This is a genomic window from Pseudoalteromonas sp. SCSIO 43210, assembly GCF_054133285.1.
Genome location: NZ_CP087225.1, coordinates 2,046,161 through 2,061,509, shown reverse-complemented (window position 1 = coordinate 2,061,509; position 15,349 = coordinate 2,046,161). Strand labels below are relative to the sequence as shown.

Sequence of the window (15,349 nt, the reverse complement as noted above, 5' to 3'; positions counted from 1 at the left end):
AATTTGAGGGATTAATTAGGCGAATTGATATTAAGCTGAGTTTTAAATAATAAACACAAAAAAGCCCAAACAACGTTTGGGCTTAATTTTATATTTTAACTAAACTGCGTTATTTTGTTAGCTCAGTATTTATCTCATTAATTAATGTATGAATGCGCTGTGCATTTTTGCCTAAATCACTACGTCCTACTCGCGACTTACTACGAATATCGACAAAACGTTCACTGCCTTCATCGTTAATGCGGACAACGACATCATCTTTAAAACCAAACCATGTTGTTGTATCAGTCGCTTCTACAAGACCTAAACTTGTATCTGTGTTAACAAGTTCCCAACCCAAGTTTTTCACTGCTTGCTCTGTAGCTTCAAGCAAATCAGTTTTAGATTGAGCAAAACTAAGCGTTGCAAGTTCTGGGTAAGCTTTGCGTTGTTCAATTGCGGTTTCTTCGCCTGCATAGGCAACTGGGTTTGGCGCATCAACACGAAGTGGTGCAATAGCTACAAACTGAGGGGGGTTAACTAAGTCGGTAGAAATATCATGTATTGGCGGCACACTTTTAGCTGTGTTCATCATATTTAAAGGCATTGCTATAGCCACTGCTGAAAATACAACCGCAATAGCTGCACTACCAAATGTCACGGTTTTGCGCATAAAGATTATCTGTATTAAAAGTAGCACAAGTGCAGCGCCACCTGCATAAACGCCAAATCGAAAGCCTGTAAATGCAGTTCCTAGTTCTACAATACCAAATTTGTACAAAGGCCCAGGCAGAACGACCAGCAAAAAGGCAATTAAACTAACTAAGCTCACTAAAATTTTCATTTTATGATTCCTTTATTATGTGTGATTTTTATTATTAAACAGATAAACGCTATTAACGAGTAGCTTATACTGCCTATAAGTGCTTTTAGATTACTATTAGCGACTAATTACACAAAAAAGTCCAATGTTGTGTGATCAAAGTTACTTAAATTAGGAAAAATATCAACAAGCTCAGAGCTCGGCACACCAAACCACTGAGCCAATGTGGCAAAGTACTGCTCATTTGCAACGCTTGGAATTAAACGCCCGCCACTGGTATCTTGTGGGCCATCTAAATGCTGAGTTAAAAGCTCACCATATATATCGCCACCCTTTACTGCGCCGCCCATTACTATTTGATTCCCTGCCCAACCATGATCAGTACCATCGCCATTTGAGGTCAACGTACGACCAAAATCAGACATAGTAAACGCAGTCACTTTATCTGCCATATCAAGCTCTTTCATCGCACTATCAAACTCACTAAGCCCTTGGGCTAATGTGCTTAGCAATGCAGGGTGAGTATCTAGCTGATTATCATGGGTATCAAACCCGCCCATAGACACAAAAAACACTTGGCGCTGAGTACTTAATTTTGACTGCACGCTAATTGTTTTAGCAACTGCTGCTAACTGCTCCGATAAACTTGTATCACTAAATGAAGTAATTAACGCTGGCGCTGTTTCTAGCGCATTATTCATCGCTTGGGTGTTATTAATCGCCGACTTGAAGCTATCAGCGTAAGCACTACTGAGGGGATGAACTGTATTACTCATAATCCGGTTCATTATAGTAGTTACATGTTCCATGCGCGGCTTATAATCACTAAATGCATTAATTTTACTTATACCGCTTTTATTAAGTGCAAATGCTTTTGTTTGATTACCCGTTTGCCAAAGGTTTGTACCATCAAGCGATATATTAGCGGCAAACTGATCTTGCTGCTCTAAGCGCTCAAGTAAACGTGCGCCCCACCCACTATTTAACGACTGTTTTTCACGCCCATACATCCATGATGCCTGCTGATCATTATGCGAGAACAAATGTTTGGGGATCGTCACTGTTTTATTTTTATAATCATCGAGAGTAGTAGGTGAGAGTAAAGTTCCAAGGCCGCCAACAAACGCTAGATTAGACGAATCAAACACCCTTTTAATAGGCGCAAGCGAAGGATGCAGCCCAACTCCACCAGCAAAATTAGTTGCACTATTAAGTGCTATAGGCGTCGAAACAGCAAGGTTTTGACGACTTTGTTCATACAAGCTACGTTGCTCACCTTCTAATGGTACTAGCATATTAAGTGAATCATTACCGCCATATAAAAACACACACACCAACGCTTTGTAATCCCCCAGCTCAATCGCATTTACTGACCCCGTTAATGCTTGCAGTTGTAAACTTGTTAGCGCGGCCGCCGACACACCGCCTTTTAAACATAACGACAAAAACTGTCTTCTATTTATGCTCATTATGTCTCTCCTAATACTGCAAATTAAATTCAGGTGAAATAGCAATTATGTAAAGTAAATACGATACCCGTTCTCGATATTCGGCATCATTAAAGTATGCATCTAAATCAAGCAATGCTTGGCGCGTATCAGCACTCATTGAACCTGCAAAATATAAAACATTATACTGTTCAAGTAAGGCACCTACCCCGTTACTTTTTAAAAAGCTCATATCGCTCTTGATATAAACATATAACTCTTTGGGATTTAAATCATCACGTGCTTCTGCAGTTCCCCATACTAAACCTGAGAAATGCTCGTTCATAGTGCCAATTAATGTAGTATCACCCGCTATTTGTAATTCCGGTGCGACTAACTCATCACTGCGTAATTGAGCTGGCTGATAATCGGGTCTAAAAAAGTTAAATACAGATGGCGAACGCATTGGCCCCTGCCCATAATTATTTATTAAATTCCATGTTCTATACTCCCCTTCTAAAGACCTTGCATCAAGGTTTCGCCAAAATTGTACTGTTTTTAGTAAGGGCTCCTTAACTTTTCCTTGATAGCTTAAAACACTGCCAAAATGACGAGCCTCGTCATCCAAGTAAATAGCTTTAATGACAGCCGCTAAATCCCCACGCACACCATCGCCATTATCGTTAAACACATTAGCCACTCGCTCAATATATTGAGGGGTTGGATTTGATGTAATTAATCGTTGAATTAGTTGCTTAGTAATAAATGGTGCTACATTGGCGTGATTAAATAAATTATCGAGTGCTATTTGCAGTGATTCCTCTGGCCCATAGCCCTCAGGGATTACTTCATTATTTAAAAGTACTTTTTGTTTACTTGAATGGTATTTGCTAAATGCTTGCATTGGTTTAATATAATCACGGCTTTTGCGTTTAAACGTTTCACTATCGGCAAACGTCCAACCAGTAAATACCCGTGCAAAGCCTTCAATTTGAGACTGCCCGTAAGTGGCAATGGTATTCCCTTGGGCATCAAGCTTTGCGCTGCCATCTTTATTTAGCTCTTCAAGCCCAATGGTAAATAACTGCATTACTTCACGTGCGTAATTTTCGTCTGGACGAATGTTAAGTGCATCATCTGCTTTTTCGTTACCTAAATGGCTTAAATAAGTCCCCATAATTGGCGAAAGCGTGACATCCTCTAGTAACTCCCGGTAATTACCAAATGCATTTTTAAGCAGTAAATCGTAGTAGGTAACCATTCCTTCTGGTTGAGAGCTTAAGCTGCTGTTGGCATCCGACACCACTAATATCTCGCTCAATGCAAATGCAACGCGCTGGCGAAGCTGATCGTCACTGCGCAAGGTCGCCTTCCACCAACCATCAATACGGTTGATATATCTAAAGTCATCTTGATCCGGACTTTTGACTAAATAACTTCGGTGGTATTCAATTGGCAATGCTATTTGGCTTTCAAGCCATTGCTGCTCACTTAACCCTTGGGCTTTGCGTATTTCATTAAGTGTTGGCCCCATACTACCTTGGTGTAGCAAACGTGCAGCAGCAAATTCATCCATCGCGTTTCTGGCAATAAAACTTACCGTTTTAACTGCAATAGCACCTTCGTTGTCCGTTGCAGTTACATTAAAGGCATACTCTTTTGGTGAATAACTCAATGCTGAAGGAATATTTATTATCACAGAGTTAGCAGCTATTGGCTCATCAAGTACCTTAAGACCAGCAGTTTGCTCCCAGATCACACTTGTTATTGTGCCGTCGTTATCGCTCGCTGTTGCAGTTAATTCAATAGTTTGGCTTTTGGTTATATCGCTTGGAATATTAGCCACAGATAAAATAGGAATTTCATTTCCGTTAATAGTTGGCGTATCATCTGAGCCTGAACCACCGCAAGCACTTAGTAGCAAAACTGAGCTTGCCATCAAAAAATATTTATAATGCATGAAAGTCGTCATCGTCTTTTAATAAAGGTACATTACCATGTACCGAGTTTGATGCATTTATTGAAACACAAAATTTACAATTTAACCCTTTATTTTTTGTAACCGAAACTTGACTAACCCTCAAAAACACAAAAAATACGGTGGTTTAAATTAGCCTGGGCTTTATTATTTATGAAAACAGAAATTAGCTATCGTTTTGAATCTTCACAAGTTGCCAACCGATTTTCACATGAACTAAAAAATTGGTCTGTTAACGATGTAAAAACTCGTCTTTTTAATGGTGGCGACAGTGTAAAAGTAAGCTATGAGTATGACGAAAATGGGTTTGATTACACTATTGCAGAACTTGATGACCTAGCTGAGCGACACGCAGGTAAAGAAATATAAGTAAACAAAACCCCTCTCATACGTAATTTATTAAATATAAATACGTTAATTACTTTTAACACGCTAGAGATGAGTCTGGCAGTGTTATTATGGGTAATATACAACGCATTAGAGTGCCCTTATTAAGCTCACTCTCAATTTCTATAGATCCCTTATGTTCCTTTAATACGTTATATACAATAGCCATTCCCATTCCAGTTCCCTCACCTACAGGCTTTGTAGTGTAAAATGGTTCAAAAATATGATTGACTGTTTTTTCATCCATTCCGCAGCCATTATCGGACACTTCAATGTAGATATTTTTCTCGTCTGAGAATAAATTAACAAGAATTTCTCCTTGCTGGTCTTGTACTAAATCACAGGCATATTTAGCGTTTAGTAAAAGGTTTACGAAGATTTGATTAATTGCCGACAAATTACAATAACTTAATGGTAATTCATCATCCGAACACGTTATGTTGCATGTTTTTAATTGATTAGCGAGTAACTTAATAGCCCCCTCTAGCGACTCTCTAATATTAGCCATAGCCATGGAATTATTTTTAGGTCTAGCAAAATTAAGTAAGTTATTAACAATTGCCGCAATTCGCTGTAATCCCTCATGCGTATCATTTAATAGTTCATCTAGATCATCTAAAATAAAATCAATATCACTTTCTTTATCAAGTTTTATTAGTAATGTTTCCATCTCTGCAGCAGATATTGATTTATTAATATATTGTTTTGCAACAGTCATTAATGCTATCAGCGTAGGTTTAAAAAATTTAATACTTTCAAGGTTACTTGTTACATATGCCAGTGGATTATTTATTTCATGGGCAACACCTGCCGATAGCGTCCCTAAAGTAGCCATTTTTTCACTTTGCATAAGAGTAACCTGCTGATTTTTTAACATGTTAAGCTTTTCTTCAAGATCTTGGTTTGCACAAAATAATGCGCGTGTTTTATCCTCAAGTAGCATCTCTAGTTCATCTCTTGCTGCTTTTTCACGAAGGTATGCTTTTTTGTAGTTGTGGGTATCTTCACTCATTGCCAATCTCATATTTAACTTCAATTACACATTTATCAAAACCATTATGCATACATTCAACATGATTTAGCGCCACCTCAATACCGTAATGAGATGCTGCACCAAAAATAAGCCCTTCAGCGCACATGCACAGCTGCCTTTTGGAATAGTAATGCATCAAAATAAATCCATCTTCAATAAGCTCTGCTTTAATTTCTGGTAAATTTGGCTCTTGATATAGTTTTGCAACTTCAACATGAATCACCTTATCGATACCCATAATTAAGTCCGCAAACCCATTAAAGTTTTCAACTATTGTAGGGTGCCGGCCCCTTAAGTGGCCAAATAAATACTCACCAAATGCCTTTAAAACATCAGGCATAGACATAGATAAAGCATCAGCTACATCTTGCGCCAACCCCACTATTTCTTCATCTGGATAGCTTTCTGCTGAAATATAAATACGATCACTAGGTGCATTTTTTTCAAGTAAATCATCCCACGCAGCCATGCCGCACTTTTCAATAACGAGGGCTTCAAGTCCTCTAAAAATAACACCTTTCATACATCCCCTCGTGTATCACTTTTTAAAACTTAAAAACCATTGTTGTACATCTTCTAGTATTTTCAAATCATCAATAAAGTCATATTCAGTTTGATTAAACTCAATTACTTGCTGGCAATAAGCATGCTCAACAATCATATGAATAACAGTTAATGATATCCCCTCATCCACAGGTAAATCATCCAGTAACTGCGCCCTAACAATTGACTTTTCAAACCCCCAAAGCGCTAATAAGTAGGCACTAAGAGCGTACTTAGGCACGTTTTCATCTTCGTTATCTTGCACAATACACATAGCAGCTAATTCACCAATAACACTAAGCAAACCAACTGCAAATGCAAACAACTGTGTTTGCCTATCTTGCTTTAAATACTTAGCGAGCGATTGCGCCATACTTGCTTTTTTATATCCTTTATTAATTAACTCATTAAGCGTCTCTTGCTTAGCCTTATTAAGTAATTGTTGAGACAATTCAGAAAAAACCACAATCGCCTTTAAACTAACTAAACCAATTCTTATAATCGCCTCTTTTAAGTTTGTAGTTTGACTATCAAACCCCATAAATGCGGAGTTGGCTACCTGCAAAACTTTTCCCGTTAATACAGGGTCGTGGCTAATATTATTTTCTAAAATAGAAATGTTTGGCTCATTTTTGTTTAACTCACTTAATAAGTTTTGAGTCACAACACCTAAAAATGGCAAGTCTGAAAGCTGCCCTAAAATAACGCGATGAGGAGCATGAATAGGAAGTAATTTTAATAACTTAGCGCTGTCTAGCACCGCTACTAAATGTTTCTGTGTAAAAGGTTTTACAAGATGAAAGTGGATTGTGTTGTTAACTTGTAGTTGATAGTTACTACTTAAATCACTGGTAAATAAACACCTTAAGGCTGTAGGACAGATCGCTTTAGCGTGCTCTAGTACTTTAAGCCCTGAAGAAAGTGGCATCATAGAATCACAAAAAATAATGTCGGGTGTTTTATTACTTCCTATGTAGCGTTCAAATTCATTAGGTAACTGTAAGCAGGCTACAGTTACATTTGCACATAAGCGGCTCAACGTTTTTGCTAGTGCACGTAATAGTAATTCGTCATCATCAATTAAAAGTATATTTATTTTTTGCTCATGCATTCACTATACCTTCGCTATAACGTATTAATTTCTAATCAAAGCGTAGTATAAATTCACAAATAGACATAAAACGAAAAGGGCCTAATCGTATTAGAGATTCATAGGATTAAGATAAAGCCATTGAGCTCTGATAGGATATACTTAATTACTGCACAATTAATGTTAAACCAGCCGGTTAAATAGATTGAATGAAAAAGATATTTTTAATAGCACCTTTTTTATTAGTTTTATAAACGACAAGCTTCGCCCACTGATTAATAAAACATACCGTTCCAACTCAACAAATACTTTAATTGGTCAATCATTAGCTGGTCTGCTTTCAAGCGATATTTTATTTAATCACTCTGCAACTTTTAATTATTACGTAATAATTAGCTCAAGCTTATGGTGGGCCGATAATGAATTACTAAATAGCCCTTTTGATCCACAATCGTTTCCTCAATCGGTTTATATTGGCATTGGTAAAGAAGGTGAATTAATGGAAGGCTTAGCAAGGCGATTGAATAAGGAAACAGCGCCTATTTTTGGTAATAAAAGCCAAGTGAAATTAGGCTATTTTAAAAACCTAGATCACGCCGATACTCTGCATTTAGCTGTATACGACGCTTTTACATAGATTAACTACCATCCAAAAAAGTAATTAATAAAAATGCTTATAAGACTTTAAGTATTATTCATGGTATTTGCGGATCATCGCCACTTTGCCGTTTTCAATTTCGATTACTTCCATCATTGTGGAGGTGTATTCTATTGGCTGCTTACTTTGTGGGTGAATACCTTTTGCAAAATTCTTATAACGAATAGCAAAGCCTGTATCGTTAAACACAAATGTATTAAGCAGTGTGCTTTCAAACAACGTGTGTGCACCTAAGTAAAAACTCATACCTTTGCGCATCTGCTCTTTGCCATCAGGAGTACGTGAGTCATCCGGTTGATACGGAATATGCTGATTACCAATATCATCGGTTAACAATGCAAGATAAGCCTCAAGCTCTTTAGCACCTGCGTTAGGTGCTTGTGTGGCGGTCATTGTTTTATAATACTGCTGCGCAAACGCATTTAAGTCGAGTGGCTTTTCAGCATTCGCCGAAAAAGCAGTTACTAAAGCCAAACCTAATGTTAAAAGTAACCTCATTGACTATTCTCTGTAGCTAAAAATATTTTATAGGTACATTACCTTAGTAAGTTCAATAATCAAACAAAATCAGTTTTAAGTGAATTAACACCTACATTTTGCTTTTCACTCTGTTGGTTGCAACGCTATTAGCGGGGTCGTCTGGCCAAAAATGTTTAGGGTAGCGACCTTTCATTTCCTTTTGCACATCGCGGTAACTGCTAGCCCAAAAGTGGGCTAAATCTTGAGTAAGTTGCAATGAGCGTTTACCTGGCGATAGCAGGTCCATAAGCAGTGGCAATTTACCGTTGGCAAGCTTAGGCGTACTGGTCAAGCCATAAACTTCTTGCATACGCACACTTAGCTTTGCGGGGCCATCAAGTTGGTATTCTATCTTTATATTTGAGCCACTGGGCACCGTTAAGCGCAGAGGTAATAAAGCTTTTAACGTAGTTTGTTGTTGCCAATCAAAGCAGTTTTGTAATGCTTCAAAGTAGTTAAACTTTTTAAGCTGCGTGAGCGTTTTAATATCTTCTAAAAACACGCCTAGCCACTGCGCTGCATTTTGAATAAGTTGTTGCTCGTTTATTTGCGGGAATTTATCGGGCATTAAATTACTTGCTAGGCTCATACGTATCAGCAATTGTTGCGCATCAGGTTGCTCGTTAAATAATGCAAAACCGTGTTTAGCAAATAAGTTAAGCCACGCTTTAGCGCGCTCGCCCTTATCTAGTTTTTGTTTACTAGGCTGGCTGCTGAGCGTTATAGCCCCGAGCTTTACTTCATCTTGATGAATAAAGCGCGCTGATTTTTCATCAAACTCACAACGAGTAAGTTCACTAAATAAATGCGGTAAAAATTCTTGTAACTCAAATGGGTTAAGCGCGGTGGCTGTAAATATACGCCCGCCTTTGTGCCCGCCCATGGTTGCTATAGCTAAGTAATCGTCGTTGTGCCAGTAATCTGCATTTAACTCAGCACCTGCACCATTGGCAAGTAGGTAACCATTACCGCGTTTTTTAGCGATGCGATCGGGGTATGCCAATGCCACTAGCAAACTAATATAATGCGTATTTAATTCGCTGTTTTCGTCTTTTACTTTTAAGCGGCTTTGCCAATATTTTAACTGTTGTTTAAATACCGGATGCGGACGTTGCTGCTGGCTATGCAGCGCTAAACTCAACTCGTTTGCGCTATTTACTCGGCTCTCAAGTAATGCCACTAAATAAATAGCGAGCCTAAAAATACCAGGGAGTTGGTCATCAAGTATTTGTGCTTTTAATAGCATATGCGCCAAACGAATATCAGCACCAAAACCTAACATTTTACTGCCAAGCGGTGTGAGCTTACCTTTGCTATCAATAGCTTCAAGCATATTAAGCAGGTTACTTGCTTGTTCGCATTGCTGCTCAGTGGGCTTATCGAGCAAGGTTAGCTCATCAATACTGGCTCCCCACTGCTTTGCCTCAAGCATAAGCTGGCTTATGTCTGATGTGAGTATTTCGGGATTGTCGTGGCTATTACGTCGCTCAAAGGTTTGCTTTGAGCCAATTCGATAAACAATGCCCGGCTCTATACGTCCTGCACGCCCTGCACGCTGCACAGCAGATGAGCGCGATATACTTTGTGTTGTGAGCTCTGTAACCCCTGTTTTTAAATTAAAGGTGGCTGCACGGCGCTTGCCGCTGTCAATTACAATGCGTATGCCTTCAATAGTTAAACTGGTTTCGGCTACATTGGTGGTTAGCACTACTTTGCGCATGCCGTTTGGTGCAGGAGCAATAGCAGCTTGCTGATTAGCTTTATCTTGCTCGCCAAATAGCGTTGCAACTTGGCAGTTACTTGGTAAATCGCTCAGTGCTTGTTGCACGCGTAGTATCTCAAACTGCCCAGGTAAAAACACCAATACGCTACCTGTTTGCTCATTAAGTGCTTGTTTTATTATGTTAGGAATTGCATCAAGCCAGCGGCTTTCATCTTTTATGGGTATGTATATTTCGCCTATTGGGTAGCTGCGACCGCTTGATTGAATTACAGGGCAGTCAAAAAACGCTGTATAACGCTCAGTATCAAGAGTTGCCGACATAAGCATAATGGTTAAATCTTCACGCAGCGCACTTTGGGTCTCGAGCGCAAAGGCAAGTGAGGTATCGGCTGCAATTGAACGCTCATGAAATTCATCAAATATCAGTAAATCAATATCGCTTAATTCGGGGTCGTTTTGCAACATGCGCGTTAACATGCCTTCGGTGACTATTTCGAGGCGCGTATTAGCGCTTACTTTACTCTCGCCCCTAATCCGCAAGCCCACACTTTGCCCAACACTCTCGTTTTGGCACTTTGCTAAATAACTGGCAATATTACGTGCAGCTAAACGGCGAGGCTCTAGCATTACAATACGTTTAAAATGCCCATCGCGCATTAGTTGCAGCGGCAACCACGTAGACTTACCCGCACCAGGCGGCGCTTGTAATAACGTAATAGGATTACTTTGTAATGTAGTAACGAGTTGTTGATATATGTCTTGAACCGGCAGCACAGCTATTTACCCAAAATTGCTTTGTGTGCATTGTAACAAAAACCAAAAATAAACGCGCCGCTAAAGCTGTGTGGTTATAAAGGATTTAATTAAGGGTTACATAATCAGAAATAATTACAGACTGCTCTGTACATTTTTTAAGGATGTGCTCACAGCATTAATTATTACTGCCTCAATAAAAACATAACACACTGATTATTAATATAAAATAAAGATTTAACTTGTTGGTACACGCTTTGCTCCTTTTATACTGAACGTTAATTAAATCTAAGTAAGGAGAAACTTATGAACAGCGATCGTATGAAAGGTAATTGGAACGAACTTAAAGGTAAGGCTCAACAGAAATGGGGCGATCTTACTGACGACGATTTAGACAAAATTGAAGGTAGCCGTACAGAGCTAGTGGGTAAAATCCAGCAGCAGTATGGTAAATCTAAAGAAGAAGCAGAGCGTGAAGTTGATGAGTTTGAAAAAACTCACTAATCGCTAACTTCTAAAAAAAACCGCCATTTGGCGGTTTTTTTGTTTAAGCTGTAGGTTATTTAGTTACGCTTTTAATTGGTTACCAATCGGTAACTGTCTAATACGCTTTCCGCACGCGGCAAAAATAGCATTACATAATGCTGGCGCATAAACCGGTGTAGATGGCTCGCCTACCCCCGCTGGAGGTGCGTCACTTTGTACTATTTCAACGTCAATCTCAAGAGGTGAGTCACTCATACGCGGTACGCGATAATCATGAAAGTTACTTTGCTGTACACGGCCTTTATCAAAGGTAATACCATCGCTGATTGCTGTTGTAATTCCGTAGATAGAGCCTCCTTGGGTTTGGTTTTTAACGGTGTCGGTATTTACAACCGTACCCGCATCAATGGCAACCCACGATTTAATTACGTTTAAATCGCCAGCATCCGATACTTCTACTTCAACTACCGTAGCTACGTAAGTTAAAAAGCTTCTGTGTGCTGCTATTCCTAAACCTCGACCTTTAGGAAGCTCTCGCCCCCATTTACTCATGTCAGCTACTTTTTCAATAACATGGCGCAGTCTGCCAATATCTAGAGGATAAACCGCTTTATCGCCACCGTAATTATCGTATGTGGCATTTTGCTCAGTTACATCAACAATACGACTCGGACCTATAGTGTCTAGTAAATAGTCTTTTTGGTCGCGACCGGCTTTGTGCGCTGCTTCGCCAATAAATGACTGAATAGCAAAGGCATGAAAAATATTTGATACAGAGCGCATCCAACCAATTCGTGCTTTGGCTTGCGCATCACCGTTTTCTAACTTCATATTAGGTGTGTTAATAGGATTATCGGTAAATCCTAAGCGCAGTTCAAAGCTCCCTGGCCTAGTCGCCCCTTCTGAAAAGGTAGAGGTAATTGGTGAAAACGCGGTGCGGTGTAAATACGATTCTATTGCGCCATTTTTATCTAGCGATGCGTCAATGTGCTGAGCCGAAACCGCATGGTAAAAACCATGTTGTATGTCGTCTTCACGCGTCCATTGCACACGAATAGGTTTGCCTACTTTCATTGAAAGGTAAGCTGCTTCTGCTGAAAAGTCAGGTTTTGACTTACGCCCAAAGCCGCCTCCTAACATGGTAACGTGAACATTAATTTTGCTCTCATCCATGCCAAGCATTGCCGCCACTGTTTTCATATCGGCTTGTGGATTTTGCGTGGCAGCCCATATATCAACACTGTCTTTGTTGTACATAGCTGTTGCACAAGGCGGCTCCATTGGTGCTTGAGCAAGATGCGGCGCGTAATAATCAGCTACGAGTTTATTGCTCGATTTAGCCAACACGCCCATGGCATCGCCTTTATCACGTATGTTTGCCTGTGGAGTTTGTACTGTTTGTAATAATGACTTTTTAAATTCTTTTGAATTGTAATCGCCATTTTTGCCATCATCCCACACGACTTTTAATGCTTTACGCCCTTGCCATGCAGCCCATGTGTTTTTAGCTATAATCGCAATGCCACCTTTTGGCTGAAACTGCGGCGCGCCTTTTGGTGCAGGTATTTCAATAACATCTACAACGCCGTTTATCGCTTTTGTAGCACTGGCATCAAATGACTTAACAACACCGCCTACTACCGGCGGGCGTTCAATTATAGCCACCAGCGCTTGTGGTTCGCGTACATCGGCTGCAAATATTGCTTTACCTGTTACTAAATCGGCTAAATCTATGTGCGCCATGCCAGTATTAATGTAGCGCCATTCTTTGCGTGTTTTAAGTGTTAGTTTGTCAGCTTCTGGTGGCGTTATTGTAAGCGCTAAGTCGATTAAATCTTTATAAGTAAGCGATTTACCTGAGCTGTGTGTAACAACGTGTTGATTGGCTGTACAGGTCTGCGGGTCAACTTTCCAATACTTAGCGGCAGCGTGCTGCATCATGTAACGCACACTTGCGCCCATTTCACGCAGGCGCTGCATGTTGTAGCGAATACTGCGCGAGCCATCGGTATTTTGATCGCCGTATTTAGGGTCGCCCTTACCCTGAATAACAATAACCTTATCCCACGCGGCTTCCATTTCATCGGCAACTATTTGTGCAATCGCGGTGCGAATTTGCTGACCCATTTCAGAGCGATGGCAGGTTATTTCAACCATGCCGTCTGGGCGCAGTGCAATAAATAAGTTTGCGCGCTTTGCTTGCTCAGATGGCTGTTCTAACACACCCGAAAATGCTCTTGGCGCACTGCCTACAAAATAAGTACCAAGTACCAATGCACCTATTGCGCTAGTTTTTAAAAACTTACGGCGGTTTAAATCAAAGTATTTGTTATCTTGGTTCATACTTCTTCCCCTTGTTCATTTGGGTCAAAATATTGAACACTCGCCATTGTTTTAGCAGCTGATTTAATTGCTTTATGAATACGCGGGTATGTACCACAACGGCAAATATTTCCCGACATATTACTTACTATTTCATCGTCGGTAGGGGTTGGGTTTGCTGCTAATAAGCTTGCAGCTTGCATCATTTGACCGCACTGGCAAAAACCACACTGCGGTACTTTATGCTCAACCCATGCTTGTTGTACTGGATGGTCGCCCTGCTCGCTTAACCCTTCAATTGTCGTAATTGAACGCCCTGCTGCTGCCGCAACAGGTAATACACACGAGCGCTGAGCTACCCCATCAATATGCACGGTACACGCACCACACTGCGCCATACCACAGCCAAATTTAGGCCCAGTTAAATTCAATTCGTCTCGGAGATACCATAATACTGGCGTTGACGGATCGCCAGAAAACTCATGTTTATTACCATTAATGGTAAGCGTGATCATACTAAACTCCTTGGCAAAGCGCTTTACAGGAGGGTCCCTTGTTGCGCGAGAACTATTTTTAATTACTTACTATTTTATACTTACTACTTTTAGCCTATCACTTAGATCTATTTTATAAAAATACTAATTATTAGAACGTTAGTAAAAATAGGACAACCAACTAACCACAATTTAGATAAAATTTAGGTAGCCGTAAACAGCTTGTTGGTAAAATTGAGCAACAATACGCTAAACCAAGAAAAGTAAATGAGTTGAGAAAGATTATTAATTTATAAGCATTTTAACTAAAGTAGTGCATCACTGTAGCTATCCAAAACTTTATAATGGATAAATTACTGTTCTGACAACCCACAATTGCCACCGGTGGCAATTGAATGTAGAATAAATTTAATATTAATTAATTTGGTAAAATCTATGAAAATCGCATTAATGAATGAATTTAGTCAAGCAGCAAAAAACCCTATTGTACTTGAGCAACTTAATACTGTGGCCAAAGCCCAAGATCATCAGGTATTTAATGTTGGCATGGATGGTGACAACGACCATAGATTAACATATATCCACCTAGGAATTATCGCCAGCCTATTGCTTAACTCTAAAGCTGTGGACTTTGTTGTAACAGGTTGTGGCACAGGCCAAGGTGCACTTATGGCTAGCAATGCTTTTCCGGGTGTTGCATGTGGTTATTGTATTGACCCTTCTGATGCATATCTATTTGCACAAATAAACAATGGTAATGCACTGGCTTTACCGTATGCAAAAGGTTTTGGGTGGGGTTCTGAGCTAAATATAAAATACATTTTCGAAAAAGCATTTACAGGTGAAAAAGGTCAAGGTTATCCAGCTGATCGTAAAGAATCTCAAGTGACTAACGCTGGTATTTTAAGTCAATTAAAGGTAGATATAGCTAAAGATTATCTCAAGGCACTTGAATCGATAGACCCCGACCTTATTAAACAAGCTATTGGCGGCTCACGGTTTCAAGATTGTTTCTTTAAGCATTGTAAAGACGAAGCAATAGCAGCATTTGTTAAAGCTAGAGCTTAATAATAAAATTGTCACATAGCCTGAGTTCTGGTTAAGAGATTTACTAATATATTGAACCATAATGAT

The 15,349-nt window shown here is 39.6% G+C and carries 14 protein-coding genes; 4 read left to right on the top strand and 10 right to left on the bottom strand.

The annotated features are described in order from the left end of the window. Positions 1-109 precede the first annotated feature (109 nt). From LOS73_RS08815 to LOS73_RS08805, 3 genes are all read right to left on the bottom strand, one after another. Entirely contained in the window at positions 110-823 is a 714-nt protein-coding gene (locus tag LOS73_RS08815; RefSeq protein WP_008136981.1) for a DUF1499 domain-containing protein, read from the bottom strand. A 107-nt stretch (positions 824-930) separates the two neighbouring features. Continuing rightward, positions 931-2,271, bottom strand: coding sequence for a DUF1501 domain-containing protein (locus tag LOS73_RS08810; RefSeq protein ID WP_033030791.1), 1,341 nt, complete (start codon positions 2,269-2,271; stop codon positions 931-933). Between the two features lie 10 nt (positions 2,272-2,281). Further along, positions 2,282-4,189, bottom strand: a complete 1,908-nt coding sequence (locus LOS73_RS08805; protein ID WP_457934843.1) for a DUF1800 family protein — start codon at positions 4,187-4,189, stop codon at positions 2,282-2,284. Between the two features lie 171 nt (positions 4,190-4,360). Here LOS73_RS08805 and LOS73_RS08800 point away from each other — a divergent pair, with 171 nt between their 5' ends. Then, a complete protein-coding gene (locus LOS73_RS08800) occupies positions 4,361-4,576 on the top strand; it encodes a hypothetical protein (protein ID WP_007376172.1) in 216 nt (71 codons plus the stop codon). 55 nt (positions 4,577-4,631) lie between these two features. On the opposite strand, the gene LOS73_RS08795 is transcribed toward LOS73_RS08800, so the two are convergent. Genes LOS73_RS08795 through LOS73_RS08785 form a run of 3 tightly spaced genes read right to left on the bottom strand, consistent with a single transcriptional unit; the run spans position 4,632 to position 7,281 of the window. Then, positions 4,632-5,606, bottom strand: coding sequence for a sensor histidine kinase (locus LOS73_RS08795; protein ID WP_033023292.1), 975 nt, complete (start codon positions 5,604-5,606; stop codon positions 4,632-4,634). Continuing rightward, positions 5,599-6,150, bottom strand: coding sequence for a heme NO-binding domain-containing protein (locus tag LOS73_RS08790; protein WP_033030793.1), 552 nt, complete (start codon positions 6,148-6,150; stop codon positions 5,599-5,601). Before LOS73_RS08790 ends, LOS73_RS08795 begins: the two co-directional genes overlap by 8 nt. 15 nt (positions 6,151-6,165) lie before the next feature. Continuing rightward, positions 6,166-7,281 (bottom strand): HDOD domain-containing protein, encoded by a 1,116-nt coding sequence (locus tag LOS73_RS08785; RefSeq protein WP_033030795.1) that lies wholly within the window; start codon positions 7,279-7,281, stop codon positions 6,166-6,168. A gap of 184 nt (positions 7,282-7,465) precedes the next feature. On the opposite strand from LOS73_RS08785, the gene LOS73_RS08780 reads away from it, so the two are divergent. Further along, complete coding sequence (locus LOS73_RS08780) at positions 7,466-7,897, top strand: alpha/beta hydrolase-fold protein (RefSeq protein WP_050484150.1); 432 nt, start codon at positions 7,466-7,468, stop codon at positions 7,895-7,897. Between the two features lie 54 nt (positions 7,898-7,951). On the opposite strand, the gene LOS73_RS08775 is transcribed toward LOS73_RS08780, so the two are convergent. Together LOS73_RS08775 and hrpB are read right to left on the bottom strand one after the other, a co-directional pair. After that, complete coding sequence (locus tag LOS73_RS08775) at positions 7,952-8,416, bottom strand: nuclear transport factor 2-like protein (RefSeq protein WP_033030797.1); 465 nt, start codon at positions 8,414-8,416, stop codon at positions 7,952-7,954. A gap of 91 nt (positions 8,417-8,507) precedes the next feature. After that, a complete protein-coding gene (hrpB, locus tag LOS73_RS08770; RefSeq protein ID WP_033030799.1) occupies positions 8,508-10,934 on the bottom strand; it encodes an ATP-dependent helicase HrpB in 2,427 nt (808 codons plus the stop codon). Between the two features lie 285 nt (positions 10,935-11,219). On the opposite strand from hrpB, the gene LOS73_RS08765 reads away from it, so the two are divergent. After that, entirely contained in the window at positions 11,220-11,417 is a 198-nt protein-coding gene (locus LOS73_RS08765) for a CsbD family protein (protein WP_002958133.1), read from the top strand. 63 nt (positions 11,418-11,480) lie between these two features. On the opposite strand, the gene LOS73_RS08760 is transcribed toward LOS73_RS08765, so the two are convergent. Both LOS73_RS08760 and LOS73_RS08755 read right to left on the bottom strand, forming a co-directional pair. Continuing rightward, positions 11,481-13,742, bottom strand: coding sequence for a molybdopterin cofactor-binding domain-containing protein (locus tag LOS73_RS08760; RefSeq protein ID WP_457934842.1), 2,262 nt, complete (start codon positions 13,740-13,742; stop codon positions 11,481-11,483). After that, positions 13,739-14,236 carry a (2Fe-2S)-binding protein gene (locus tag LOS73_RS08755; RefSeq protein ID WP_007376163.1) on the bottom strand — a complete coding sequence of 166 codons (498 nt, stop codon included), beginning with the start codon at positions 14,234-14,236 and terminating at the stop codon, positions 13,739-13,741. Before LOS73_RS08755 ends, LOS73_RS08760 begins: the two co-directional genes overlap by 4 nt. Before the next feature lie 414 nt (positions 14,237-14,650). Between LOS73_RS08755 and LOS73_RS08750 the strand changes: the two genes are divergently transcribed. Next, a complete protein-coding gene (locus tag LOS73_RS08750) occupies positions 14,651-15,283 on the top strand; it encodes an RpiB/LacA/LacB family sugar-phosphate isomerase (protein WP_457934841.1) in 633 nt (210 codons plus the stop codon). The last annotated feature ends 66 nt before the right edge of the window (positions 15,284-15,349 follow it).

Coding starts and splice junctions, on each gene's coding strand:
- LOS73_RS08815 (WP_008136981.1), bottom strand. CDS start 823: ATGAAAATTTTAGTGAGCTTAGTTAGTTTAATTGCCTTTTTGCTGGTC.
- LOS73_RS08810 (WP_033030791.1), bottom strand. CDS start 2,271: ATGAGCATAAATAGAAGACAGTTTTTGTCGTTATGTTTAAAAGGCGGT.
- LOS73_RS08805 (WP_457934843.1), bottom strand. CDS start 4,189: ATGCATTATAAATATTTTTTGATGGCAAGCTCAGTTTTGCTACTAAGT.
- LOS73_RS08800 (WP_007376172.1), top strand. CDS start 4,361: ATGAAAACAGAAATTAGCTATCGTTTTGAATCTTCACAAGTTGCCAAC.
- LOS73_RS08795 (WP_033023292.1), bottom strand. CDS start 5,606: ATGAGTGAAGATACCCACAACTACAAAAAAGCATACCTTCGTGAAAAA.
- LOS73_RS08790 (WP_033030793.1), bottom strand. CDS start 6,150: ATGAAAGGTGTTATTTTTAGAGGACTTGAAGCCCTCGTTATTGAAAAG.
- LOS73_RS08785 (WP_033030795.1), bottom strand. CDS start 7,281: ATGCATGAGCAAAAAATAAATATACTTTTAATTGATGATGACGAATTA.
- LOS73_RS08775 (WP_033030797.1), bottom strand. CDS start 8,416: ATGAGGTTACTTTTAACATTAGGTTTGGCTTTAGTAACTGCTTTTTCG.
- LOS73_RS08765 (WP_002958133.1), top strand. CDS start 11,220: ATGAACAGCGATCGTATGAAAGGTAATTGGAACGAACTTAAAGGTAAG.
- LOS73_RS08760 (WP_457934842.1), bottom strand. CDS start 13,742: ATGAACCAAGATAACAAATACTTTGATTTAAACCGCCGTAAGTTTTTA.
- LOS73_RS08755 (WP_007376163.1), bottom strand. CDS start 14,236: ATGATCACGCTTACCATTAATGGTAATAAACATGAGTTTTCTGGCGAT.
- LOS73_RS08750 (WP_457934841.1), top strand. CDS start 14,651: ATGAAAATCGCATTAATGAATGAATTTAGTCAAGCAGCAAAAAACCCT.